The following is a 642-nucleotide window of genomic DNA, read 5'->3' as shown; positions in this document are numbered from 1 at the left end:
AGAGCTGTATTACAAAGCACTGTATAGTGAAGTGGAGTTCTACCTTGCTTATCAATACTATTTACATTAGCTCCCTCTTCTGCTAGCAACCTCACAACTTCTAAATTCTCCCTCATTACCGCTAAATGTAACGGGGTTAACCCTTCATTATCAGGTTTATTAACTTCAGCACCGGCTTTAATGAGTTTTACTATCGTATCTATATTATTCCAACCCCTCCTATCAGCAACTATATGTAATGGAGTCCTTCCTTCATTGTCGAAGATATTAACGTCAGCTCCTTTTTTTATTAACTTGTCTACAGTCTTTATCCCTCTTGCTGATGCTACAAATATTGCAGACTGCTTTTCTTCATTTACTTTATTTACATCCGCTCCATATTTTATTAGTAAACTTATTATCTTTATATAAGGCTCATCACATTCTCTTACTCCAATAGCCCAAGGACATCCGAAAGCAGCCTTATGAAGCGGAAAATCAGAAGAAACTACCTCCGGTTCTTCTCTCCACTTACTAACTATAGTTACTGCTAAATTCGGATTAGCTTTCGCTTCAAGCAAAGCTCTCACCATCTCTACTTTACCTTCAGTTACTGCTATATATAATAGTGTAAAACTTCCTTGATCGTATAGAAACTTATAT

Annotated in this window: 1 protein-coding gene; it reads right to left on the bottom strand. The window is 36.4% G+C overall.

Annotated elements, in window-relative coordinates:
* The coding region (locus tag NF27_RS11330; protein WP_193387656.1) for an ankyrin repeat domain-containing protein at positions 1 to 642 on the bottom strand (642 nt) is incomplete at both ends.

The organism is Candidatus Jidaibacter acanthamoeba, from assembly GCF_000815465.1.
Classification (GTDB): domain Bacteria; phylum Pseudomonadota; class Alphaproteobacteria; order Rickettsiales; family Midichloriaceae; genus Jidaibacter; species Jidaibacter acanthamoebae.
The sequence above is the reverse complement of the archived record's forward strand: the minus strand, read 5'-3'. Positions and strand labels throughout refer to the sequence as shown.